Source organism: uncultured Campylobacter sp. (assembly GCF_938039245.1).
Taxonomy (GTDB): domain Bacteria; phylum Campylobacterota; class Campylobacteria; order Campylobacterales; family Campylobacteraceae; genus Campylobacter_A.
In genome coordinates this window covers 40,178-63,536 of the sequence record NZ_CALHVN010000012.1, presented here as the reverse complement: position 1 = coordinate 63,536, position 23,359 = coordinate 40,178, and the positions used below count along the sequence as shown (strand labels likewise).

Here is a 23,359-nt window from a genome sequence, read left to right as displayed (position 1 = left end):
AATTTACGCGCTCTTTACGAGCAAAGCGCAAAACTCGGCAAATCAAGGCCTTTTAATCCACGTGATTTTTTCGCCCTCCGCGCGGCTAAAATTTTTAAATTTAGCCGCAAATCCGTCCGCGCTCATCGTAAATTTACGGGCGTATTTGCCTAAAAAATGATAGCCCGAGCCAGCCTGCGCGATGACGTCTAAAAGCTCGTCTGCACGCTGCGTATATACGCCTCCTGCGTAGCTAACGCCCCTAGCAAACAGCGGCGCGGGCGACATCGAAACGGTCGGTCCCACGACTACGGCCTTGGCGCCCTCTTTTTTTAGCGCTAGGATCTCTTCTAGCGTGTCGTTTAGCAGCGTAACGCCCGTGATTATGAGATTATCGGCCGCCCTAATCGCCTCGGCCGCTTTTTCTTGCGGGACGAAATACGCCGCTTCCTGCAGTTTTAGCACGCTTTTATCAAGCTCTAAAATGCGAAAATCCCTGCCGTTTTTCATCATAAATTTGATATAAGGCACGAGCGCGCCCACGATGACGCTAAGCGAACCCTCGCGGACGTCAAGCTCGTCAAATGGATCGGCGTCAAATTTAACCGCGTGCGCGCCGGGATTTTGCTCGAAACAAGTCTGCGAAAGCGCGTTTAAAGCCGCTACCGCGATGGTTTTTTTGATCGCGCCGTCGCTGTTTAAATCCCGCAAAAGAGTTCGGATGTTTTTGCCGCAGATATTGCCCGCATTTGGCATAGAAGCGGCTTGAGAGGGGCAGCAAACGGCCTGCGGGATGGCTTTTAGCGGGGTGTAGCTCACGCCGCAAACGCCGTTGCTTAGCTTCACGCCGGTAAAAAATAGCCCGACGACTACGCGCTGCACGCTTAAATTTTCGATTTCATCCCCTAAAACGGCGTAAATTTCATCCAAAGTTTCGTTTAAAATTTGACCCATATATGCTCCTTTTTTTATTAGCGCCTCGGCTAAATTTAGCGTAAAACAAGCCCCGCGCTTTTACGACGCGTCCGTTTTATACGGCGCGAAGCCTAAATTTAACCGAACTAGCCGCCGCGTCCGCTTAAATTTCACCCGCCATGCAGCAAAATTTGCTCTAAATTTAGCGCAAATTTGACGCGCTCAAGGCTAAATTTAGCCGCAGACAAAACGCAAATTTAACCTAGATCAGCGCGATGTTGTCGATATGTAGCGCCTCGTCCTCGTATTTGTAGCCAAGAACCGCCTCGATCTCCTCGCTCTTGCGCCCTTTTATGAGGGCTAGCTCGGCCGAGGAGTAGTTTGTTATGCCGCGAGCTAGCGCCAGACCGCTTGCGTCTTTGATAGCGAGCGTTTCGCCGCGCTCAAACTCGCCCACGACCTCGCGGATACCGACTGCTAGCAGGCTTTTGCCCTCTTTTAGCGCCTTTGCCGCGCCCGCGTCGATAGCGACCGAGCCTTTGTCCGCGGCGGAGTAGGCGAGCCAGTATTTACGCGAATTTATCCTATTTTTACCCGCCAAAAAGAGCGTCCCGACCTCGCAGCCCTGCGCAGCTCGCACGATGTTTCGCGGATCCGCGCCGTTTGCGATGATGAGGTGCGTGCCGTTTTTGGTCGCCATTTGGGCTGCGGTTATTTTGGTGCGCATGCCGCCGGTGCCAAATTTGCTGCCCTCCGCGCCAGCAGCCGCTCTGATGCCGTCGTCTAAATTTTCGACCAAATTTATAAATTTAGCGTCGGCAAAAACGCTTGGATTTTTATCGTATAGCCCGTCGATATCGGTCAAAATCACGAGCAAATCAGCCTCGATTAGTCCCGCAACCAGCGCGCTTAGCGTATCGTTGTCGCCGACTTTCACGCCTCTTATTCCCTCGCCCACGACGGGGTCGTTTTCATTGATGACGGGTATGATTTTTTTAGCAAGCAAGGAGCGCAGGACGCTACGCATATTTAGGTAGCGGCGGCGGTCGCTAAAGTCGTCTTTGGTTAGCAGCAACTGCGCGATCGTTTTGCCGTGCGCCCAAAATAAAATTTGATAAAGATGTATGAGCGAAACCTGCCCGATGGCCGCAAGCGCTTGCTTTTCGACGATGGATTTTGGCTTGTGCGCGAGCTTCATCTGCCCCATGCCGGCCCCCACGGCGCCCGAGGTTACGAAGACCACTTCGGCGTTTTCGTTTAGTTCGCTTAAATTTGCTACGATTTGTTTGATTTTATCCTCGTTTAGCGAGCCGTCCGCGTTTGCTAGCGTTGAAGTGCCGATTTTTACGACGATGCGTTTTACGCCGCCTAGAAGCTCTTTTCTGTCCATTTTACCGCTCCGAAATTTTTGAAAATTATACCCAAAACGGCTTATTTTAAATTTTAGCTTTATAGCGCGGCGGCGGCGCGAAATCTAGGTAAATTTAATCAAGCGGCACGACCTTGCGGGCGGTTACCGCGCAAATCAAACGCCTAATAAAACCCGCGCGAATTTAGCATGGCGTTTCGTTTGCGGCAAATTTCGAGCGTTTGCAAACTAGCGGGCGCAGTTTAAAACTCGGGCGAAATTTAAGCCACGCCGCGTTCTTTCGCGCCCTTTAAGCCGTGCCGTAAATATCTAAAATGCCGATGCGAGCGCGGCAGGCAGGCTAAAATTTACTCCGCAAAATCCGCGTAAAGCAAACGCCCAGCCCGCTCTAAGATTTAAACTCGCGGCAAATTTGACCGCCGAGTGCGAATTTAGCTTAAATTTAGCCCGTAGACGCACATCTTGCACGAGTTTTTGATCTTGCTAAAAATGCGGAAAATTTTCGCCGCGAGGCACCATTTCTCAGGCCTTATGTCCATCATCACGCCCGTTTTTAAAAGCTTAATGCGCTCGTCCCACGCTTCAAGCAACCTCTCGTCGTCGATGCTGAGTTTAAATTTAGGCGGATTTGCGATATAGCGCAGTACATCGTGCTTTTTAGGCTCTATGCTAGCGGCGAAACGACTGAGTAAATCAAGCATAACTACGCCGCTAAATCTCTGCGCTAAATTTCGCATAAACGCCGAAATTTCGGGCTCACTAAAATACATCGCCACGCCTTCTAGCACGAAGATAAACTTCGCCCCCTCGTGCCGCGCGCGCAGCTCGTCCATCCACGCGGTCTCAAACATCGAGGCTTTGAGGCTAAAATTTAGCGCGGATTTGGGCACTAGCTCGTCGCGCAAATCTATGACGTCCGGTAAATCAAGGTCGTAAAACAAGGCGCCAGATATCTGCTTTTCAAGCCTTAGCGGACGCGTATCAAGCCCTGCTCCGATCTGGACTACGACTAGCTTTTCGCCCGCGTTTTTGCGAGCGAAATCTAAAATCTCGTCATCAAAAAACCGCGCTCTAATCACGGTGCCGGTTTTGCTAAATTTGCCGCCTTTAAATTTAGCGAAATCATAATCTATGCGCTGCATAACCGGGTGCGAAAAGGGATCGCCTAGGATCGGTTCGGGCTCGTCGTTATCCAGCGCGCGAAAATATAAATTTATAAACAGCGTCTCTGAAATCGCGTCGTTAAATTTGACCTTTTTTGCTTGCATAGCCTCTCCTTTATGATAATCTATCGCAATTATAACTCAAAAAGGAGGAATCCGCGCTTTTATTTTACGCGGCGGCGTAAATTTAAAAATAGCGGTAAAAACGGCGTAAATTTAGCGGGCTAAACTTAGCGCAAAAAGACGGGCGCATTTACCCGTCTATGCTATATCCGATACTTCGCACGGTTTTGATTAGCTCAAAAGGTAGCTTCGCGCGCAGCTGACGCACGAGCGAGCGCAGACGATCGGACGAGACCTCTTCGTCCTTATAGATACTCCACTCAAGCTCTTGAATCGTTACTACGTGCGGGGCGTTTTTGGCTAAAATTTCTAAAAACAATCCCTCTTTTTTGCCGAGCATTATATTTGTGCCGTTTATGTGCAGAGTAAGGCTGTTTTTGTCGTAAACGGCGCCGTTTTTTAGCTCAAATTTGCTTCCGAGCAAAATTCGGCAGTTTCTAAACACCCTAAACAAAAACTCCTCGGACAAAAACGGCTTAACCATAAAGTCGTCGTATTTGGCGTAGTAAATTTTCTTATAAAGCGCGGGAATGGCCTTATCTATCAGGATCATAACGGGAGTTAGGCTCCCGTTATCTCGCAGAAATTTGACCGAGTCGAAATTTGCCAGATCCTTCGTCTTTACGTCGATGACGTAAAAGATGTAGCGGTTGCCGCTATAATAATCCTCTTTTAGCTCGCTTAAATTTTCAAAGCGAACTATGCGGATGTTAAAGCGGTAAAGCGCGGCGTTGAGGTTTAGCTGCATCTGAGCGTCGTCGCTAACGAGCAAAATTTTCTTCATTTTAGCCTACTTTTCGGTGGCATTGCCTTCTTTATTTTCTACTTTTGGCGCTACGTAATCCTCCCCAAAATAAGCCTTCTTTATCTCTTCTTTTTTGACTGCGGCTTTCTTTTCGTAGATTTTGTATTCAGGCTTCCAGTAGTTTAGCATATTGTTTAGCCCGCTGTGGCCTACCTCGGCGTGACAGCTAGCGCAGGTTAGTTGCTTATCCGTATTTAGCAAGCTTTGATAGTGAGCGTGCATCTTTTGAGCCTGCGGGCTTGTTAGCTTATTATCCACCAAATTCGTATGGCAGCTAACGCAACCGTTATCAAATACGAAGTGCTCTCTTTTCTCTCTGTTTTTATGCCAGTCTATAGCCTCGGGGTCTTTAAAGAAATGAACGTATCCCTCCATTAATCCGTTTTTAGCTTTAGTTAAAACGTATTTGGCTAGGTTGTCGTGAGGTATGTGGCAGTCTACGCATTTAGCCCTTACTCCGCTTTTACCTTTGCCGCTGTGAACGTCGCTACTATAAGCTATAACCATAGGATCCATCTCGTGGCACACTACGCAAAACTTCTCTCCGCTAGTTTCTTCTAGGGCGTAATGCACGGGAAGTACGACTAAAAACCCTATAATGCCGCTTACTAATATAATAAGCGCTAGTACTTTCTTTGAAATTTTCATGGCGTTACCCCCATCCATTGCGGAACTTCGTGTTCGTGGCACTCCGTGCACATATTGGTTGATTTTTTATGCTCGTTGTGGCACTCGTCGCAGTATAGCGTAGGGCCGTCGTGAACCGAGTTGTGGGGATTTGCTTTTAGCAGATCCATGTATTCTAGTCTTTTAGCTATCTTTTTCTTGTCGCCGTGACAGGACAAACAGCCTTTATCGCCGATAGATTTAAATTTACTAGCATCGTTTCCTTGTCCTTCGTGACAATCAAGACAGGTGAAGCTTAGCTTTTCGTGATGAGGCTTTAGCGGGTGTTTGGCTCGCAGTTCATCAGTGACGTTAAGATCGGCTAAAGACATTATCTTTGCGCCTAAGGCTTCTACGCTAAATGCAAAAGAGCATAGTAGCATAGACGCGCACAAGGCGAGAAACGCTTTATGTTTCATGCGAATTCCTTTCTGTGAGGAGTTAAAGAGATATACTCTTTTACCTTTAAATTTGAGGGGCAAATTCGGTTTTTAAATTTAACTCTTTAAGTAAAAAACAACCTCAAACGGTTGTTTTTTACTTTGTTGTAAAGGGGGTGGGGGCTTAAATTGCGAAGTCGCTCCCCACCCCCTTTAATCCCCCTCCCCCTACGACGCTTTTAAGGTGGCGACACTGCTTTGCCTTGCAGGCAAAGCGTCGCAGTTTGGGAAGTGAATTTTATAAATTTGCCGTCAAATTTAATCAAATATCGCAAGCCAAATTTGACCTGCGATACGAAATTAAAACGAATTATCGCGGGCTTTAGGCGAGGCGGATCTAAATTTTAGAGCGCAGATAGAACATTTAGTTCATCTAGCGATAAAATTTAGATCCAACGAAGCATAAACTCGCGAGAACTTCGTTTTATCAAATTTAGATATTTTCTCCGGCTATCATTCCGAAAACTATGCAGTCCGTTATCGCAACCGTGCCTAACCTGCTCGCGCCGTGCGTACCGCCGGTGATCTCGCCTGCGGCAAAGAGGCCTGGGATCGGTTTATTCGTCTTGCTTGATATGACCTCGGCTTTGGCATTGATCTTTAGGCCGCCCATGGTATGGTGAGGCTTTGGCGATAGGCGGATGACGTAGAACGGTCCTGCTTCGTTGATCTCGCTTAGCGCGCTTTCTTGTTTGCCGAATTCGTCTTTTTTGGCCTTGACGCCTTCGTTATACTTCTTGACGGTTTCTTTTAGCGCGTCCGCAGGCACGCCGTATTTTTTAGCGATATCATCCAGCGTAGCGCACTCGCCCACTAGTTTGCCGCTTGCCATGCCCTTTTGCACGACCTCTTCGCTTAGGTCTTTAAACGCCGTTTTGGTATCGGCGAATGTTATCGGATAGGCTTTTGGATCCTCGCGTAAAATTTTAAACTCCGCGTCCGCGCGCGTTTTGCGGTCGGCTAGCTCGTTCATAAAGCGCTTGCCCGTGCGCACGTCCACGGCGATACCGTATTTAAACGTGCCTTGCTGAGTTAGGATCGGAGCGGTGCCAAAACCCTTCTCATCGGGGCTTGCCCACGGACCAAACTGGATCCAGTCTACCTGCACCGGATACGCGCCGATCTCAAATGCTTTTAGCAGCGCGCCCGCGGTGGCTCCCGGATGGTTCGTGCTATCGACGTCGTCTGGGATGCGCGGGTCTTGCAGCTTGCGGAAAATTTTATCGCGGCAAAATCCACCGGCTGCCAAAACGACGCCCTTGTTCGCTTTTAGCGTCTTTTTCGTGCCGCTCGTGTTTTCTAGGTCGTCGCTGTAAAGCTTATCGTCAAACCTGTACTCTTCTCTGATCGTTACGCCCACGACTCGGCCACTGTCGTCTAGCACGAAGTCGTCAAATTTGGCGCGGCGGCGAAGCTCGCAGCCTTTGTCTTTTAGCGCTTCGAATTTTTCAAGCATCGGTTGGATATAGCCTGAGCCGCTATCGTTTGTGGTTAGCATCGAGCGCGCGACGCTGTGTCCGCCGAAGTGCGCGCAGTGATCCATCTTAAACTGTACGCCGTTATCTACGAGGAATTTAAACGCGTCTAGGCCGCGGTCTGCTAGCGTGCTTAAAAGCTCGGGGTGGTTGATGCCAAGTCCAGCCTTTAAGCAGTCGTTCATAAATAGCTCTTTGCTATCCTTGATACCCGTTTTTTCCTGCACGGGGTTCATCGGTACGCTCATACCGCCGCCGTTGATGACGGAGTTTCCGCCGATACGGCCCATTTTTTCCAGAATTAAGACCTTATTGCCTTTTTGCGCGGCTTTTAAGCCCGCCGCAAGCCCCGCAAAGCCCGAGCCGATGATGATTACGTCCCACTCTTCGTCAAATTTGACGTCTTTTGCGTTTAGCGCGCTTGCTTGCGCATTTACCGCACCTAGCGCGAGCGCGCCCGCACCCGCCATACCTAGCTTTAACAAATCGCGTCTTGACATTTGCTCTTGCATACGTCCTCCTTTGGATGAAATATCGTAATAGCATTATAGTTATAATATCGTGAGTTTACTATGAGTTTTATTAAAAATTTGTTCTATTTTATAAATCCCTAAATTTAGGGAAAATTTGAAACATTTTATGATTTTTCCTAATTTTTTTACGAAAATTATTTTAATTTTTTTGATTATTTTTATTTAAAATATAATTTTTATGTAACTTATATTTATTTGCCTTAAATTTCAAAAGGGATCTTTTAGCCGAATTTCATTTCAAAACTTCAGATAAATCTAAAATTTAAGCAAACTTCAATGTAATTTTAGATAAATTTACATTTTTTAATTTATTCGCAGTTCGGTCCCGTAGCTCAGTTGGTAGAGCACTACCTTGACATGGTAGTGGTCGATGGTTCGAGTCCATTCGGGGCCACCATTTCGCTTCTTTCGGATTCAAATTTTCAAATTTGCTTTATCTTTCGCGCCGTAAATCCAAACGCTAAATTTTCGTCAAATTTGCCTACTAAAGCTAAAAGTATATTATGTTTTTTCTTGAAGTAAAATTTCAATGATCAAGGCGCAAAGGCAACCACTCCTTTGCGCAATTTGGGAGAAAAATGAATCAAAACAATGCAAAGACGAGATAAATGCATGATTCATTCGATGAAATATTAGTGATAGTTTTCTTAAAATATAATAAATTATATTGAGAATATTACCGATTTGGCAATATTTAAAATTTAATCAATATATTTTGTTATATTCAAAACTCAAATTTGACCGCCGTTTAAACCCAAATCAAATAAAACATTAAGTAAAGCTTAAAAACAATTTGGCTAAAATCAAGCCCAATTCTTTCAGCGTAAGAAAGATGTTTCGATAAAAAGGACGCAAAATGAGCGATATCATCGCATACAAACTGGATGGAAACATAGTCGATACTCAGAGTATCAACGGGCGAGAAAACGCCGCAGAACCGATTTATTTTGACAACTCCCCCGACGCGCTAAACGTCATCAGGCACTCCTGTGCGCACCTCATGGCGCAGGCGATCAAAGAGCTTTATCCGCAGGCTAAATTTTTCGTCGGACCAAACGTCGAGGACGGATTTTATTATGATTTTAAGGTTGATGATGCCAACAGCAAGCTTAGCGACGAAGATCTAGCGGCGATAGAGGCCAAGATGAAAGAACTCGCTGAAGCTAAACTTGACATCGTCAAAGCAAGCTCCACAAAAGCCTTTATGAGCGATAAATTTAAAGACGACGAGCTAAAACAAGAGGTGCTAAAACGCATCCCAGAAGGCGAAGTCAGCAGCTACAAGCAGGGAAATTTCGAGGATTTGTGCCGCGGACCGCACTTGCCAAATACCAAATTTTTAAGATTTTTTAAACTAACGCGTGTAGCCGGCGCGTATCTGGGCGGCGACGAAACGCGCGAGATGATAAACCGCATCTACGGCACGGCATTTGCCGACAAAGAGAGTCTAAAAGAGCACATCCGCATCATCGAAGAGGCCAAAAAACGCGACCACAGGAAGCTTGGCGTGGAGATGAAGTTATTTACCTTCGACGAAGAGGTCGGCGGCGGCCTACCGATCTGGCTACCAAACGGCGGACGTTTACGCTCCAAACTCGAGCAAATTTTATATAAAGCACACCGCGACCGAGGCTACGAGCCGGTTAGAGGTCCTGAGCTACTAAAAGCCGACGTGTGGAAAAAGAGCGGCCACTACGCAAACTATAAAGAAAATATGTACTTTACGACGATCGACGAGGCAGAATACGGCATAAAGCCGATGAACTGCGTCGGTCACATCAAGGTCTATCAGTCAGACATCCGCTCGTACCGCGATTTGCCGCTTAAATTTTTCGAATACGGCGTCGTGCATCGCCACGAAAAAAGCGGCGTTTTACACGGACTTTTTAGAGTGCGCGAATTTGCCCAGGACGACTCGCACATCTTTTGTATGCCAAGCCAAATCAAAGAAAATATCTTAGAAATTTTAAAATTTGCCGGCAAAATAATGGAAAATTTCGGCTTCCACTACGAGATGGAGATTTCGACCAAGCCTGCAAAAGCTATCGGCGGGGACGAAATTTGGGAAACGGCGACAAAAGCTCTAAAAGAAGCGCTTGATGAAAACGGCTTTAAATACGGTATCGACGAGGGCGGCGGCGCATTCTACGGTCCAAAAATCGACATCAAAATCACCGATGCATTGAAGCGAAAATGGCAGTGCGGCACGATCCAGGTCGATTTTAACCTGCCTGAGCGCTTTGATCTGGGCTACATCGACGCAAATAACGAACGCCAGCAACCCGTCATGCTACACCGCGCGCTACTGGGAAGCTTTGAGAGGTTTATCGGCATTTTGATCGAGCACACCGGCGGCGAGCTGCCGTTTTTCATCGCTCCGACGCAAGTAGTCATCGTGCCGATTAGCGACGCGCACCTAGACTACGCTAAAACCGTCGCCAAAGAGCTACGCAAAATCGGCGTAGACAGCGAAATCGCAAGCAAAAACGAGAGTCTAAACAAACGCATCCGCACCGCAGAAAAACAGCGCGTGCCGATGATAGCCGTACTTGGCGACAACGAAGTGACAAATAGCGCCATCGCTCTGCGCGACCGCACGACTAGAGAACAAAAAGATATGAAGCTGGACGAATTCGTAGGGCTTCTAAAATCAAAACTCGCCGAGGTAAGTTTTTGAAATACGGACTAAAATCCGCTAAATTTGAGCTAGGCACGGCTTTATGCTAAGCCTGGCTTTTACCAAAATCTGCAAAAATTGTCACAGCGCAATAAATTTCTACGAAAAATACAATAAAAACACAATATTTTTGGATATAATCAACAAATTTCAACTTAAAGGAAAAAACTAATTGGCTAAAGAAAACGAAGTGTTGCTCAACGAAGATATCAGAGCGAGCGAAGTAAGATGCGTGGGAGACGACGGCACCGCATACGGCGTCATCCCAAAAGTAGAGGCCTTGAAAATAGCCGAGAAAATGGGGCTTGATTTAGTGCTAATCGCACCTGATGCCAAACCTCCCGTTTGCAAAATAATGGACTACGGCAAATTCCGCTACCAGCAGGAAAAAAAGCAAAAAGAGGCCAAGAAAAAGCAAAAAACTATCGAAGTCAAAGAGATCAAACTCTCCGTCAAAATCGCTCAAAACGACATCAACTACAAAGTCAAGCATGCGCTTGAGTTTCTAGAGGACGGCAAACACGTCAAATTTCGCGTATTTCTAAAAGGTCGCGAGATGAGCAATCCAGAAGCGGGCGTCGCGATGCTACAAAAAGTCTGGGAGATGGTAAAAGACGTCTCCGACCGCGATAAAGAGCCGCTACTAGAAGGTCGCTACGTAAATATGCTGGTAACGCCAAAAAGATGAGAAAAATTTGTCTCATTTGCGCTCTTGTACTAGCTCTGGCTGGCGCGGAGTGTAGTCCGTATCTAAGACTAGCCGTCATCGGCGGCAAATCAGCGTTAAATCAAATGGAAGACGAAAACATAAAGGCTACCGAAGTAAGCTGCAAAGACGAGGTAATCGCCTACGAATACGTCTTTAAAAATTCGAAAAACATAGACTGGGAAACCATCTCGGACGAATATGAAAAAGAATTTGCGTCTAGCATGAAAGAGCTTTTGACGGAAGAATTCTGCTCTGATAAAAATACCCTTATGCTACTACAAAAAGCAAAAAGTATCGTGATGAACTATCGTTTACCAAGCGGCGCACTTTTCAGTAAAGTAGAGCTAACTGCAAAAGACTGCGAAAAATAGTACAAAAAGTATAAATTTGCGCCGGCTAAAATCCGTCTTTAGATCTGGGTACCTAGAAGACGGATAAAAGCCTCTAACAAGCGCTAAAGCATCTGCGCTCTAACCCCCACAAACCTTACAATAAAAAGCAAGCCGGCGGCCGGGCTAAGTCCGCCAGAAAGTTAGGCCGTCTCCATGCTTGCGCCGTACGAAAAAATTAAAAACATGCAAATTTGCCGTATCAGCCGAATCTACGCTAAATCAAGCCGAAATTTGGCTAGTAAAGCCAAAAAACGGCGCCGAAACCATGATAGAAGCAACGCAAAATTGCTCGCCGTAAATACCGCAGAGACTTAAGCTTTATCTTAGGCTGCAACGTGCTAAGCATCAAAGCAAGTAGGTTGCAAACGCCGTAGCTTAAACGGTAGCCAAAGGCGCGCTAAATTTGAATAAAACGGCTAAATTTTGCGACAAAATCGCAAAATAACGCAAATTGCTAAACTAAATTTTGATTTTACGAACCGGGCTACCGCTTTTTTGCAAGTCGCTCTTAAATTTAACGACTTAACCGCTCCAATCTCAGGCAAAACACTACAAGCGCGCAAAAGCTCCAAACCGTCCGACGGTTGCGCCAAGTTTATTAAACGCGGCTTGCATTTGCTAAATTTAGCGCGCCTGCAAAGACCGCACAACAAAGACGCAAACGATTGCGCAGGATTTGCAGCAAACAAGACGGCGATTTTTGACTTCATCTACCGCAAAGTTAAATTTCGCCCGAATTTAGCTAAAATCGCGCTAAAATTTAAATCAAAAAGAGAAAAAATGATATACCTTTGCGGCGATACGCACGGAAGCGCTGAGCTTCACAAAATCACGAACAAGGCCTTTTTGAGCCAAAATTTTACGCGCGAGGACTACGTGGTCGTGCTTGGGGATTTTGGTCTATTTTTTAGCGATACGCCAAACGAGCGGCTCGTTAGAGAGCGGCTGGGCAGACTGCCGTATACGCTACTTTTTATCGACGGTAACCACGAAAATTTCGACCTGCTCTACGGCCTGCCGACCGAGGAAAAATTCGGCGGCAAGGTAGGCGTCGGAGGGGAGAATTTATTTTGGCTTAGGCGCGGCGAAATTTACGAGATAGACGGGCGAAATTTTCTAGCTTTCGGCGGGGCGTTTAGTATCGACAGGGCTTGGCGCAGGCTAAACGTAAACTACTGGGACGCCGAAATCCCAAGCCAGAGCGAGCTAAATTTCGCGCTTAGCAATCTAGCTCGTTTTAAGAGCGCGGGCGGCAAGATAGACGCAGTGCTAAGCCACACGGCGCCTACTTTTTTGATGTCTGCGCTTAGCGATCTGTTTTTAGGCGGCGGAGCGATTTACGATCCGACTACGGATATGTTAGAGCGGATTTTTGAGCTTGCGAAGCCCGAGAAATGGTACTTCGGGCACTTTCATGCAGATAGAAAAATCTCCGCTTTCGGCTGCGAGTTTCATCTGTGCTACGACGAAATTTTAAAATTTTATAGTAAATTACCTTGAACAAGGTTTGCTAAAAAAGTAGAAGCGCGACTACGCATTTTTTAAATTTAATCTATCCAGAATTATCTTAAATTTACTCTTTTTGTACCGTAACATGATTTTACGGCGCCAATGCCGAGCTAAATATAAATCCAATTATATTTTAAACTAACTTTGGCTAAAATTACGCTTATTCTAAATTTAACCCAAGGAGACGAAATGCAGTTTTTTCAACATAAAATTAACCCGGCTAATGATAGGCTAAACGAACGGGATTGCCTAAACATCATGGCTAAAATGGGCTTTGTAGGAACCGGTTATAGCGATTTTGCGGGCGAGTTTTCTGCGGATAAAATCAACATAAACGATACCGTAGAGAACAAAGATAAATGCATCAGAGAGTACATGGATAAAGCTTATAAAGATTGGAGCTACAATCAGATAACCGTAAATAACATAAGGCACTTCGTTTTTGATATGCGCGACGGCGATATTTTGATGATACCGCTAACGAAGCAATTTGGCAACGAAGTATATTTCGTTCAAGTCGTTAAGGACGATATTATTAATACGAAAAAAGACATTCCGTTCTTCGGCGAGGCGGATATAGGATTTTTAAGAAAAGTAAAAATCCTAAAAAGCTTTGAATACGGCTCGCTTCCGGATATCATTAAAAACGCTATCGAAGACGAAAAAAGAAAAAGTACTACCGTCAAAATAGAAAATCAAGAAGTTATAATGGCCATCCTTGATATCATCTAACGCAAGCTTTACGGCTCCAAAACCGTCTTAACGCCTAGCCTTTGCGCGTTCTCAAAGTAGCTTTTAGCCGGATCGAGTCCGAAAATGCGCATCAGCTCCTGCCTCGCCCAGCCGATCTCGGGGTCTCTTAGGTCGTTTGTTTGGTAGGCAAGCTCCTCGCCGCGCAAAATTTCAGCAATCTCAAACTGCGCGTATCGCGGACTAAAACCGATGCCGTTAAATTTAAAATTATTTTCTTCTATCAGCTCTTTTAGTTCGCGCGAAGCAGCCTTCATCACGCTTTGCTCGTCTGAGCAGATCTCTATAAATCCCCACTGCAAATACGTCCGCGCGGGGCTAACGTGAAAACTCATCGGAAAATCAAGCTGCGAGACATCAATCTTTTCATGCGCGAAAATTTCAAATTCGCCGTAGAAAAGCGCGTTGTCAAACATCACGTCCACAGGCAGCCTAGGGCGCGACATCAGCTCGCCCACGCTTGCTTCGCCCTGCGACGCATACGCAAAAAGCTCGACAAAAACGGGTTTTCCCATAAAGCCTAACATCGCGTGGCCTTCCGATAAAAGGCCGCTTTTTCGCAGTTTATGCCCGTCTAAAATCACCCTGCCAAAGCCGTAGCGGTTGCGGTCAAGCTTAAAACGGAAAAAATCCCCGCTTTTAAATTTGATATTTTTACGGCCAGCTTTCTTAAACTCCTCGATCTTACGCACGTGATCCGAGTCCGACTGCGCGATAAAGCGCTCTATCTCGCTTCTAAAATCCATCTTGCGTCCGTGTCCGCTCTCCCATACGCTGTCGTAAAACGTGGTCTGCGAGGCAAAGCTAGCGATTCGCAGGCTGTATTTATTAGAGTATAAATAGACTCCAAGGGGCGTGCGCTTTTCAAAATTTGCGGGCGTTAGCTTTGCCTCCTTGCCCTTTGCGGTTTTAGGCAGCAATATCTCGCGCCCCTTAGTCGCCTCGTCGTAGCTGTATTCCGCATAAAGCTCGTCTGTGGAAACCACGTGCTTTTTGATGACGTCGCCCTCAAAATACAGCACGCTAGCATGTCTAAATCTATCTCCGGCAAACTCTACCCGCTCCCAGCTCTGTTGCACTGCATCAAGCCCGAAATACGCCCTTTGCTCGTTATTTAGTTCAAACATTTTTCCCTTTCGTTTTCGTTTGCGCACCGCTTGCCGCGCTACCAAATTTTGCGGTTTAAATTTAGCTCTTTTACTATCTGCGTAAAGCTTTCTATCTCGCTTTCATAGGCGATTAGCGTCGCTTCATCCGCTAGCGATTTGCCAAGCTGCGGCTCGAAGTCGTCGCGCCGGGTCTCGACGGCGATAAAGATTTGACCGTCCTTAAAAACGGCGTTTACGGGGCAGCCAAATCTCTCGCAAAGCTCGCGAAATCTCTCCATAAGCGCGGGCGTAAGGACGTATCTAGCGCCGATTTGATCGGTCGTATAGACGTTAAACCTCTCTTCAAATCTCAAGTCGTCCATATTTGCTTTCTGCCCGTAGATGGCTAAATTTCGCGAACCCGCGTATGCGATTTGCGTTACGGCGCTTAGCTTTTTATTAAAATCCGCCTTAAAAAGCACGCCCCAAAATAGCACGACCGTCTCGGTGCTATTTTTCTTTTTCACCTTTTTAGCCGCGTAAAAGTCGCTAAATTTGACGCGTACGCCATCTATATCGCCGCTTATGAGATCCTCGCTGTTCCACTCATCGACCCTGCAATCGTAAATCGTAAAAAAATCATCAAGCCCCAGCCCGCGGTCTTTATCGTAATTTAATCCGTGCTTTTTTACGATCTTTTCTATGATTTGGCGCTTAAAATTCGCCCTAAATTCGCGCCTTTTTGATGCGGTGATAAGCATCGCCGTAAAAGTATAAACAAGCGCGCCTATCGCAGCGCCGAAAATCGCGTCTAAAAGATACGTTATCGCAGCGCCCGCGCAAATGCCAGCACCAAGGCCGATCAAATTTGCTTTTTTGGTAGCGGCGACCAAAATTACGCGCTCGTTTTCTAGCTCTTTTAGCCCCAGCGAAAGCTCGCTCGCGGGCGAATTTGAGGCGGGTTTTTCGCCCAAAGCCGCAAAAAGATTAGAAGCCGCGGGAAGTGCAAAAAGCGCTACGAATGCGCCGACGAAAATAAAGGTAAATAAAGTCTCCGTTTTAACTCCTTTGCGCGGTTTGGCGGCTTTTTACGGCTTGCGACTCGCAAACCAAAGCCGTTAAATGCGGCTAAATTTCGCCGTGGCGATTGATTTTAGGCAAGGCGGCTAAATTTTAATCTAACCTTCGAGCTTAAATTTTACGGCTTTTCGTCTTGCTTTTTATTAAATTTACGCGGTTTTTAGTCTCGCGTTTTTTAAAATTTGCCGCTTTCTCTTGCGCTTTCGTTTAAATTCGCGCCGCCCGCAGTTTAGCGTTTTAGCCGTCTCCGCGTTCATCGAGCTTTAAGCCACTTTTTACCTTGCTTTGAGCGCAAAATTTAACGCTCGCCTCTCGTATTTTATCGCCCCGATTTACGCGCAAATTTAACCGACCCGCAAGCATTTGCCTCGCCTAGCGTTCCTTTCGTTTAAATTTAGATTCTGTTTTTACTCTTTGGCGTAATTTTCGCAAACGACCGTCAGGCGTAAATTTAACCGATCCGCGAGCAAATCGAATAAATTTATCTAAACGCCGCTTAAATTTAGCGTCCCGTAAAATTTTAGTTTTTAGCAAGAGCGGCTAAATTTCAAGCTAGCGCAAAAGCGAATTGACGCCCTGCGCCGTTTGCGTATTTTCTGGCTTTATCTGCGATTTTACGCCCAAATTTCGCTTCTTTAAATTTAGCGCTTGCAGATTTTAAGCTTTTGGCAAAACCATCTAAATTTAACCAAAGCCGCGCAAAGGTAAAATTTGCTTTGCGGTGCGATTTTTCGCCCGAATTTACCGCTTGCCTTAAAGCAGCCTAAACTCGCGGGCTAGCTCTAAGCTCGCTTCGATCTCGGCGCGTTTTGCCATCACGCTTTCGACGTTTGCGCTTAAATTTAGCCCGTTTTTATCGCCGAAGCTTTTAAGCTCGCTCCAAATTTCTTTGATGATTTCGCAGCTTTGCGCTAGATAATCGGCACTCGCATTTAGCCTACTTTCGACGCTTTGCGGCACGCTCACGCCCAGCCACTTTATAAATTCCAGCGTTTTTGGATTGCCCGCGGTCGAAAACGTGAGAAATATCGGCTCGCTAATCTCGGCCGCCGCGCAGTCTTCTAAAAATTTGCGCGCTAAATCCGCGTCGAAAATCGCCTGCGAGACGAAAAATTTAGCCCCTAGGCGGATTTTTTCCAGCATTCGCTGCGGCTCATCGCCCTTTTTGCCGTGGCGCTCGGCGATGCATACGCCGCCTGAGGCTAAATTTTCAAATTCGCCCGCGATCTCGTAGGCGCGAGTCAAATCCAGCCTTGTTTTTTGCGCGCTAGACGTAGCTCCGACGAGCACGCATAAATCCGCACTCTGAGCCGCCAAAGCCGCGCGAAACTCGCTCTCGTCGTATCCGCCCGCCACGCGGTAAAAAACGCTCGGCGTCGCGACTTTTAGGTAGTTTACGTAGTAGCTTTGCGGGCTTAGCGTCCCGCTAAACTCGAAAGTCCTTTGCGCATCGCTTCTATCGCTTTCGTCTTGAACCTCGTAAAGCACGAGTCCGTCGGCGTTTAGGCTCTCTATGCGCGCCGTCCAGCGGTCTGCTATCTCGCGCAGCTTGGTCTCCTCGAATTCGGCCTTGGGCGGCGTCAAAGCATAGAGCAAAAGATTTTTTTCTTTATTTAAAATTTTTTCTTTTAGCATGAAATTTCCAAATTTAATATGTAGAAAACGCGGCGTTTGCGGCTAAATTTACGCTTATGCGCGAAAGAAAACTTAGTTTGCTTTGCTACGAGCTTTATTTTGCAAATTTTAAGCCTAATTTAACCCGCGCCGAGTTTGCGCCGCTTGCAAGATAGCGTCCAAAAAAGGCGTCTAAATTTAGCTAGCGATTTAGCCGCAAAACCGAGCTTGGTCGCGTCAAAAAAAGCAAAATCAACCTAACACAAAGCCGCTAAATTTAAACCGCCGCCCGTTTACTAGATAGCAAAAGGCGACGGGATTTGAGCGAAGCTCTAAATTTACGAATTTCGCACGATTTTGACGGCTTGTACGAGATTTTTTAGGCTCGGCTCGACCTCTTCCCATTTGCGGGTTTTTAGGCCGCAGTCCGGGTTGATCCAGAGTTGTTCTTTAGGCAACACTTCTAGTAGCGCTCTGATCTGCGCGACCATCTCGTCGATGCTTGGCACGCGCGGACTGTGGATATCGTAGATGCCCGGGCCTACTTCTTGTTTGTAGCCCACGGATTTAAAGATTTTTAGCAGTTCGTTGCCGCTGCGAGCCGTCTCGATACTGATAACGTCGGCGTCCATCGCCTCGATGGTCTTGATGATGTCGTTAAACTCCGAGTAGCACATATGAGTGTGGATCTGCGTCTGCGCACGAGCCGAAGCGACGGAGAGCTTAAAGCAATCAACCGAAAATTTCTCGTATGCGCCGATGTTTTCGTCGCGTAGCGGATAGCCCTCTTTAAACGCGGCTTCGTCTACTTGGATGACTTTTATGCCCGCGTCTTGCAGATCGGCGATCTCGTCGTAGATGCATAGAGCAAGCTGCTTAGCGATATCGGCTCGCGGTTTATCGTCGCGTACGAAGCTCCAGTTTAGGATAGTTACCGGGCCCGTTAGCATGCCTTTCATTATCTTTTTCGTGCGGCTTTGCGCGTAGGATATCCACTCGACCGTCATCGCTTTTGGACGGCTCACGTCGCCGAAAAGCAAAGGCGGCTTCACGCAGCGGCTGCCGTAGCTTTGCACCCAGCCGTTTTCGCTAAACGCGTAGCCTTTGATCTGCTCGCCGAAATACTCGACCATATCGTTTCTCTCCGGCTCGCCGTGGACTAGTACGTCAAGTCCGACGTCTTCTTGAAATTTCACGCACTCGTCGATGTATTTTTTGATACCGTCGTTATACTGCTGCTCGCTGATCTCGCCTTTTTTGAAATTTTGGCGCAAAACGCGAAGCTCTACCGTCTGCGGGAAACTACCTATCGTCGTAGTCGGTAAGACGCCGTAGTTTAGGGCTTCGTGCTGGATTTTGATGCGGTCTTCAAACTTCTCTTCGCGCTCGAATTTGGTTAAATTCGCGACGCGAGCCTGGACGGCGGCATCGTGGATGAGAGCCGAATTTGCGCGGGAGTTCGCGCTGGCTTTATTTTCGGCGTAAATTTTGGCTTCGTTTTCGTTTAGAGCCGCGCCGTTTGCGAGCTTTGCGATGATTGCGATTTCGCTTAGCTTTTCAACGGCGAAACTTAGCCAGCTTTTGACCTCGGGATTTAGCTTTTCTTCGTATTTTAGAGTAAAAGGCACGTGGAGCAGCGAGCAGCTAGATCCTACGTAAAAGTCCTTGCCGCCTAGTTTTTGCGCTATTTGTTTGACGAAATTTACGCGCTCGTCGATGTTGCTTTTCCACACGTTTCTGCCGTTTACGACTCCGGCGAAAAGCTTCACGTTCGAGTTTGCGATAGCAGGCAGAGCATCGATATTTTTCTCGCCGTAAACAAAATCAAGCCCGATGCCGTAAATTTTAGTTTTTAGCGCTTCGTCCACGGCTTTTAGCGCGTGTTCGAAATAGGTCATAAACACGATTTTTACGTTGCCTGCGGCCGCGGTTAGCTTCTCGTAGACGGGCGCGATTTTATCCGTTAGCGCATCGCCCTTGCTAGTTACGAATATCGGCTCGTCTAACTGAACTATGATTTCGCCGTCTAGCTTTGAAATTTGCTCTAAAAGCTTGACGTATTGCGCCGTTAGCGCGTCTAAATGACAAAGCGCGCAGCTGCCGTCGGTGGTCTTTGAAAGCGCCAAAAACGTGATAGGGCCGATTAAATTTATCTTGCCTTTTACGCCGGCGGCCTTTGCCTCTTCGTATTCGTTAATGATTTTCGACGCGTCAAGCTTAAAGGTCGTCTGGGCGCTAAGTTCGGGCACGATGTAGTGGTAGTTCGTGTTAAACCACTTAGTCATCTCCATCGCCACGCCTTTTTCGTTGCCACGAGCGCAGGCGAAATACTGCTCTAATCCGCTTAAATTCGCAAATCTAGGCGGCACCGCGCCAAATGCCACGATGGCGTCTAGCATCAAATCGTAAAGCGAAAAATCGTTTACGCTGATAGCCGAAATTTCAGCGTCTTTTTGGTATTGCCAGTGTCTATTTCTTAGCGTTTTAGCGACGCTCAGCAAATTCTCCTCGCTAAAACCCTCTTTTTTACTCCAAAGACCTTCTAGCGCGCGTTTTAGCTCTCTTTTTTCTCCGATTCGCGGGAAACCCGTAACGTAAGATTTGATCATTCTCTTTTTCCTTATTTTTAAATTTTTATGATTTTTAGATTTAAATTTTAATTGCGTTATCTTGAGGCGAGTTTGGCGGTTGGCGCCCGAATTTGCGACCAAGGCTAGGCACGTAGCCTGCCGCCGGGAGCAAATTTAAGCCTCCGTCAAAATCGTCCAAGAGAGCGCAAGTGAAAGGCGGGTGGCAACCGCTTTTTCGCAGGCTAAAATAAAATTTATAAAAAACCCTGCTAAATAAATTTCGCCCGAATTTTAGGCACTGTTTGGCTTTGTTTTTAAAAATGCAATTACAATGCGCTCTTCGCGGCGATAGAAATAAATTTGTATTAGTGTTTAAAAACGTGAAATTGTTTAAAAATTTAGCTGTTTTTTTGTTAAGATTAAAGAGTCTTAAACATGGGGCAAAGCATTAAGCTTATCCTTTGGGTCGAATTTGAGCCGTATTATAAAGATTTTTGCGAAATAAATCAAGCCGCTTTCGTTAAATTTAGCATAAAACGGCTTTATAAATTTAACCGAGTCAAAGCGGTTGTGCGAGGCTTATCTATATCGTCTCTAAAAACCCCGCTCCGCAGTTCATACATCCGCTTCCGATGCCAACATCAAGGATCAAATTTATGAGCTCGGGCTGTGCGCAAATTTTCCATTTTGCTTGCCAAGCCTGAACTGGCGAGCGGTTATTTCCGTAATAAAAATTAAATGGATTTTGCAAATTTTGCCAGAGTAAATTTAGCTCAAATTTGCCGTCGTATCTGCGTCCGGTAAGAGTTTCAAATTTTTGCAAGGCGTTCGTTTTCATCATCTCAAGATGCCTGGAGTCTTGCGGTTGCAGATAAATTTTATGCCCCAAAAGTCCGCTTACCGCGCATGCTACGCAGCCTTGCAGCACCGCTTCGCTTTGCGTAGTTCTGTGCTCGCTAACCGCCACCGTCGTATCGCACAAGCAAAGCTCGCCTAAATTTAACCCATCTTTTAGCACGGCAAGCGCGATTGTTTTTTCAAATTCCGGCTCGTAAGAGGTAAATCTAATCCGCAAATTTGAGCCATTTAAACGAAAATCAAAATTCGTTCGTTTAAAAATTTTACCACTGGGCTCATGCCTGTATCCCTCGTGCTCGGCACTTGGCAGATAGCGGTAGATGTAGCCCTGGATGAGCTGAGGTAATGCCTTTGAAATTTTTAAATTTGCGCTCGGCAAACGTGAGGTTATCGTGAGCATTTTTATCCTTAAATTTGCTAAATTTTTAATGCAATTATAAAAAATATTGCATTAAAAATCGACTTTGCTAAAAAATGTAGCAAAATTTCAAATTTTATCCGCCAAATTTGCTAAAATATCCGCAAAAATCACGCAAGGAGAGCAAATGAAATACGATTTTGACGCGCCGGTGGAGCGAGGCGGGACGTACTCGTCAAAGTGGAGAACAAACGAGGGCGAGCTGCCGATGTGGGTGGCGGATATGGATTTTAAGGTCGCGCCCGAAATTTTAGAAGCGCTGCAAAAGCGGCTAGACAACGGAGTTTTTGGTTACTCCTACGTGCCGCGGGAGTGGAACGATGCCGTTTGCTCGTGGTGGAGTAGGCGTCACGACGTCAAATTTGACCCAAATTGGCTAATTTTTTGCACGGGCGTGATCCCGATAATTAGCTCCGCCGTGCGCAAATTTACGAGCGTGGGCGATAAAATCGTGATCCAAAGTCCCGTCTATCACGTCTTTTATCGCAGTATCGAAAATAACGGCAGGATCGCGCTTACAAACGAGCTAGCGTACGACGGGCGCGGCTACGATATAGACTTTGCAGACCTCGAAGAAAAGCTCGCCGACCCGCTAACGACGATGTTTATCCTATGCAACCCGCACAATCCCGTCGGTAAAATTTGGAGCGTAGAGAAGCTAGCCAAAATCGGCGAACTATGCGCTAAACACGGCGTTTTGGTGATATCTGACGAAATCCACTGCGACATAACGAGCCCGGGCAAAAGCTACGTGCCCTTTATCCGCGCGAGCGAGACTTGCAAAAACATCTCGATTACCTGCGTTTCGCCTACTAAAGCCTTTAACATCGCCGGCTTGCAAAGCTCCGTCGCCGTAGTGCCAAACCCAAAACTGCGCGCCAAAATGGCAAAAGCCATCAACGACGACGAGGTCGGCGAGGGCAATGCGTTTTCTTGTATCGCGGCGATCGCGGCGTTTGAGCGAGGCGAAGCGTGGCTCGAGCAGATGCGCGAATACGTAGAGCAAAACCGCAAAATCGTGAGCGAGTTTTTGCAAAACGAACTGCCGCAGATCAGGCTTGTAGAGCAGGACGCCACGTATCTACTCTGGCTTGACTGCCGCGAAATTTGCGACGATGCGAGCGATTTTCATAAATTTTTACGCCAAAAAGCGGGTCTTTGGCTAAACGACGGCAACGCGTACAGAGGCGCGGAAAAATGCTTCTTGCGCCTCAATATCGCAACCCAAAGATCGCGCGTGCTGGAGGGACTAAAACGCCTAAAATCGGGCGCTCTAGCCTATGCGAAAAGTAGGGAATAATATATTTACGAAAAATTGGGATAAAATTTAGACCTTTTTGGTATGATTTGCGCGTCCGACAAGAAAACCTCCTTTTTGTAACGGCGCCTCGGCTCCCCCTGCCGAGGCGTTTTTGTCTTATTCATTAAGCTTTTTTAGTTATAATCCTTCTCATAAATTTACTCCGCCTAGCTCAAATTTAAGCAAATTTAGCGTTTCAGGCGAAAGGACGAAAATGCTAACTCACATAGACGAAAACAACCGCCCCAAAATGGTCGACGTAAGCGACAAGGGCGTAACTACGCGCATAGCCGTAGCAAGCGGCATCATAAAAATGTCGCGCGAAGCCTTTGACGCAATTAAAAACAACACCGGCAAAAAAGGTCCGGTCCTGCAAACCGCCGTCGTGGGCGCGATAATGGGCGCAAAAAAGACGAGCGAACTCATCCCGATGTGCCACCCGCTGCTAATCAGCGGCATAAACTGCGACATCGAGGAGCTAACCGATACCTGCGCCTACAAGCTAACCGTTAGCGTCAAGATAGACGGCAAAACCGGCGTCGAGATGGAGGCGCTAACGGGCGTTAGCGTCGGGCTACTAACGATCTACGACATGATAAAAGCGATAGATAAAACCATGCAGATAACAGATATCGCGCTAGAAAGCAAGAGCGGAGGAAAAAGTGGCGACTACGTGCGATCTAAATAAAGAACCCGAAATCTCGTACCCAAATTTCTGGGAATACAAAATCATCGTGCTTGAAAACGAAAATGCCGAAGCTATCGCGCAGGGCGTCGTAGGCGAGAGGCAACACAAGATAGCGCCGTCAAAATCGAGCAAAGAGGGCAAATACAAAAGCTACAATCTAAGCGTTTTAGTTAATTCTAACCAGGAGCGGTTAGAAATTTTTTCTGCGCTAAGACGCGTTTGTAAATACGTACTATAA

Annotated in this window: 20 protein-coding genes and 1 tRNA gene; 9 read left to right on the top strand and 12 right to left on the bottom strand. The window is 46.7% G+C overall.

The genetic code is table 11. The features are described from left to right. Positions 1-42: 42 nt before the first annotated feature. The 7 genes from Q0218_RS02400 to Q0218_RS02370 form a co-directional block, all read right to left on the bottom strand. Positions 43-933: a DUF364 domain-containing protein gene (locus Q0218_RS02400; RefSeq protein ID WP_297965901.1), complete on the bottom strand. Its 891-nt coding sequence runs from the start codon at positions 931-933 to the stop codon at positions 43-45. A gap of 223 nt (positions 934-1,156) precedes the next feature. Beyond that, positions 1,157-2,284, bottom strand: coding sequence for a glutamate 5-kinase (gene proB / locus Q0218_RS02395; RefSeq protein WP_297965899.1), 1,128 nt, complete (start codon positions 2,282-2,284; stop codon positions 1,157-1,159). 410 nt (positions 2,285-2,694) lie between these two features. After that, positions 2,695-3,531 (bottom strand): class I SAM-dependent methyltransferase, encoded by an 837-nt coding sequence (locus tag Q0218_RS02390; RefSeq protein ID WP_297965897.1) that lies wholly within the window; start codon positions 3,529-3,531, stop codon positions 2,695-2,697. 148 nt (positions 3,532-3,679) lie between these two features. Then, entirely contained in the window at positions 3,680-4,333 is a 654-nt protein-coding gene (locus tag Q0218_RS02385; RefSeq protein ID WP_297965895.1) for a winged helix-turn-helix domain-containing protein, read from the bottom strand. A 6-nt stretch (positions 4,334-4,339) separates the two neighbouring features. After that, complete coding sequence (locus Q0218_RS02380) at positions 4,340-5,002, bottom strand: NapC/NirT family cytochrome c (RefSeq protein WP_297965936.1); 663 nt, start codon at positions 5,000-5,002, stop codon at positions 4,340-4,342. Then, positions 4,999-5,439: a cytochrome c3 family protein gene (locus Q0218_RS02375; RefSeq protein WP_297965893.1), complete on the bottom strand. Its 441-nt coding sequence runs from the start codon at positions 5,437-5,439 to the stop codon at positions 4,999-5,001. Before Q0218_RS02375 ends, Q0218_RS02380 begins: the two co-directional genes overlap by 4 nt. A gap of 454 nt (positions 5,440-5,893) precedes the next feature. Further along, positions 5,894-7,447 carry a flavocytochrome c gene (locus tag Q0218_RS02370; protein WP_297965891.1) on the bottom strand — a complete coding sequence of 518 codons (1,554 nt, stop codon included), beginning with the start codon at positions 7,445-7,447 and terminating at the stop codon, positions 5,894-5,896. 342 nt (positions 7,448-7,789) lie between these two features. Here Q0218_RS02370 and Q0218_RS02365 point away from each other — a divergent pair. From Q0218_RS02365 to Q0218_RS02340, 6 genes are all read left to right on the top strand, one after another. Further along, positions 7,790-7,865 (top strand) — tRNA-Val (locus Q0218_RS02365). A 459-nt stretch (positions 7,866-8,324) separates the two neighbouring features. Then, on the top strand, positions 8,325-10,145 hold the full coding sequence (thrS, locus tag Q0218_RS02360; protein WP_297965889.1) for a threonine--tRNA ligase: 1,821 nt from the start codon (positions 8,325-8,327) through the stop codon (positions 10,143-10,145). Between the two features lie 172 nt (positions 10,146-10,317). After that, on the top strand, positions 10,318-10,833 hold the full coding sequence (gene infC, locus Q0218_RS02355) for a translation initiation factor IF-3 (protein WP_297965887.1): 516 nt from the start codon (positions 10,318-10,320) through the stop codon (positions 10,831-10,833). Further along, a complete protein-coding gene (locus Q0218_RS02350; RefSeq protein WP_297965885.1) occupies positions 10,830-11,225 on the top strand; it encodes a polyphosphate kinase in 396 nt (131 codons plus the stop codon). The genes infC and Q0218_RS02350 overlap by 4 nt, the downstream gene beginning before the upstream one ends. A gap of 636 nt (positions 11,226-11,861) precedes the next feature. Next, the gene (locus Q0218_RS02345) at positions 11,862-12,746 is read left to right on the top strand and encodes a metallophosphoesterase (protein ID WP_297965883.1); all 885 of its coding nucleotides are present in this window, start codon (positions 11,862-11,864) and stop codon (positions 12,744-12,746) included. A 198-nt stretch (positions 12,747-12,944) separates the two neighbouring features. Continuing rightward, complete coding sequence (locus Q0218_RS02340) at positions 12,945-13,487, top strand: hypothetical protein (RefSeq protein ID WP_297965881.1); 543 nt, start codon at positions 12,945-12,947, stop codon at positions 13,485-13,487. Between the two features lie 8 nt (positions 13,488-13,495). Here Q0218_RS02340 and Q0218_RS02335 read toward each other — a convergent pair whose 3' ends face one another. The 5 genes from Q0218_RS02335 to Q0218_RS02315 form a co-directional block, all read right to left on the bottom strand. After that, entirely contained in the window at positions 13,496-14,632 is a 1,137-nt protein-coding gene (locus Q0218_RS02335; RefSeq protein WP_297965879.1) for an Imm26 family immunity protein, read from the bottom strand. Positions 14,633-14,670: 38 nt separating this feature from the next. Further along, on the bottom strand, positions 14,671-15,567 hold the full coding sequence (locus Q0218_RS02330) for a DUF3137 domain-containing protein (protein WP_297965877.1): 897 nt from the start codon (positions 15,565-15,567) through the stop codon (positions 14,671-14,673). 859 nt (positions 15,568-16,426) lie between these two features. Beyond that, positions 16,427-17,308 carry a methylenetetrahydrofolate reductase gene (locus Q0218_RS02325; RefSeq protein ID WP_297965875.1) on the bottom strand — a complete coding sequence of 294 codons (882 nt, stop codon included), beginning with the start codon at positions 17,306-17,308 and terminating at the stop codon, positions 16,427-16,429. Between the two features lie 317 nt (positions 17,309-17,625). Further along, positions 17,626-19,896, bottom strand: coding sequence for a 5-methyltetrahydropteroyltriglutamate--homocysteine S-methyltransferase (gene metE, locus Q0218_RS02320; RefSeq protein ID WP_297965873.1), 2,271 nt, complete (start codon positions 19,894-19,896; stop codon positions 17,626-17,628). A gap of 544 nt (positions 19,897-20,440) precedes the next feature. After that, positions 20,441-21,115, bottom strand: a complete 675-nt coding sequence (locus Q0218_RS02315; RefSeq protein ID WP_297965871.1) for a CRISPR-associated endoribonuclease Cas6 — start codon at positions 21,113-21,115, stop codon at positions 20,441-20,443. A gap of 145 nt (positions 21,116-21,260) precedes the next feature. On the opposite strand from Q0218_RS02315, the gene Q0218_RS02310 reads away from it, so the two are divergent. The 3 genes from Q0218_RS02310 to Q0218_RS02300 all read left to right on the top strand — a co-directional run bounded on the left by Q0218_RS02310 (position 21,261) and on the right by Q0218_RS02300 (position 23,359). Continuing rightward, the gene (locus Q0218_RS02310; RefSeq protein ID WP_297965869.1) at positions 21,261-22,433 is read left to right on the top strand and encodes a MalY/PatB family protein; all 1,173 of its coding nucleotides are present in this window, start codon (positions 21,261-21,263) and stop codon (positions 22,431-22,433) included. A gap of 214 nt (positions 22,434-22,647) precedes the next feature. After that, positions 22,648-23,121, top strand: a complete 474-nt coding sequence (gene moaC / locus Q0218_RS02305) for a cyclic pyranopterin monophosphate synthase MoaC (protein WP_297965935.1) — start codon at positions 22,648-22,650, stop codon at positions 23,119-23,121. Continuing rightward, positions 23,096-23,359: a DUF493 domain-containing protein gene (locus Q0218_RS02300; RefSeq protein ID WP_297965867.1), complete on the top strand. Its 264-nt coding sequence runs from the start codon at positions 23,096-23,098 to the stop codon at positions 23,357-23,359. Before moaC ends, Q0218_RS02300 begins: the two co-directional genes overlap by 26 nt.